General features: G+C 43.7%; 2 pseudogenes. Both read right to left on the bottom strand.

The features are described from left to right. Nucleotides 1–1,366, bottom strand: a pseudogene (locus A4S05_RS37720) (AAA family ATPase); the annotation flags it as partial. Between the two features lie 117 nt (nt 1,367–1,483). After that, nucleotides 1,484–1,650: pseudogene (locus A4S05_RS41115) on the bottom strand (IS66 family transposase); the annotation flags it as partial.

Genomic DNA, 1,650 nt, shown 5'->3' with positions numbered 1-1,650 from the left:
CCAAGCATTGATAAATAATAGAGGCAATTATTACCGATTTCCCACTCCCGGTAGTGCCAATTACCATCATATTTTTCGGCTTTGATAGGTCAATATGAACTGATGATTGCCCCTCATCAGCTACTAATTCAAAGCCTTGTTTGTCACCGTTAGCTGTCTGGACTACTGGAGTTAAGCCAATCACTTCACTAGCAAAGAAAGTAGCTCGGCGGTTGAAAGGAAATGTTAACTGGGGTCTTTGTCTCAACAGCAAAGTGTCGAGCCAGATTGACCATGTATACTGCATTTCTCTAATCAACTCCGCAGGTTGATTGATATAGCCGGAAATTAACCGACAAGCGTCATCAATTTCTTCTGGAGAGTTGCGATAGACTAGAATAGTAACTGCTACATTTTCCGGGATATCTCCTGTATAAAGTTGTTTCTGAGCATCGACTGACCGCTCCGTATTAATTTGCGCTCCTACGTCAATAGTCTTTTTTCTAGCGCTAGCCTCGGCATTTATTGACCGCCTCGTAATCAATTGTTGGGTAAGCCTAATCATTTTTTGATCGGCTGGGCTAATCTCTGTTATTATCTCGACATCATAAATAACCTCGCGTGAGAATACGTCCCATAAAAAGCGTATTTGCTGATAGGTTGAAGCAAATACCTCTGGTTTTTGGGCAAGCGTCATTACGCCGATATACTTCTTTTCGTCAGTACTCTGGTGGGGCAAACATACCCATCGTCTATCAGCATGAGGTATGCCGTTATTCAGAAGTATCGATGTCGCGTGTAATTGGTCGTTATACCGCGATGGGTTGGGTGCGGCTTCGTTAATCTCCTCCCTTAATTCACCAGTATCATAAACTAAGGTATGGGGCACTTTTACAGCCTTTGCACCCATTCTAGAAATTAGGTCGCCCCATAATTGCTTGTCTGATTTGGGCGAGGGAAATAAACCCATTTCCGATAGTATTTGTTGATGGCGCAAAGAGACAATTATCGCTTTTTCAAGAACTTTAATTAAGTTTTGAAGAGTGAGTTCGGTCGCTCCTGTTGGGGTGAATTTGCGCTGTAAAAAGTTTGCCAGCTTAACTATCGCTCTATCTACCGCGTCACCACCTTCCGTTCCTCCTGGGCGGACAGTAAAAGTCGTGTAAATACTGAGCTTGATATCCTTGCGCTGATGGTTACGTGTCAGTTCCTGCATTCGAGCAACTTGCCCCCAATCAAGAAACTCACTCTCAGGAGATACAGGGCTAGCTAGCCTCTGGCGATAGTCTTCAATTACTTTGTCTTCGTCGCAAAACGAAGACCAACGAAAGGTGAATTTCTCACCCTCGGAGAACTCTTTACAGCCGTTCTCAAAAGCCTTGGCCATCGCCTCTAGTCTCTCTGATGAATTAAACAGTGGGTGAAAGCCAGTGCATTCATATCCGAATACTAATTGCAGGGTGTTGTTAGTGTCGCTTACTTGTTTTTTGGTAAGGATTCAGGTCTAATATTGAGGAAGTAAAGAAGGGCGAGACAGGGAGTTACTAGAATTAGCAATTAAAGCCTGTGCAAAAAAATCAATCACAGACCTAGCTTGACGGCGACAAGTCTGTACCACAGTCAACAAATTAGCAGTATGTTGAAACCGCTCCATTGAACGGGAACCACCAC

The sequence above is a fragment of the Nostoc sp. KVJ20 genome, assembly GCF_001712795.1.
Lineage (GTDB): Bacteria > Cyanobacteriota > Cyanobacteriia > Cyanobacteriales > Nostocaceae > Nostoc.
Note: the sequence above shows the minus strand (reverse complement) of the source record. Positions and strands in the feature narration are given on the sequence as shown.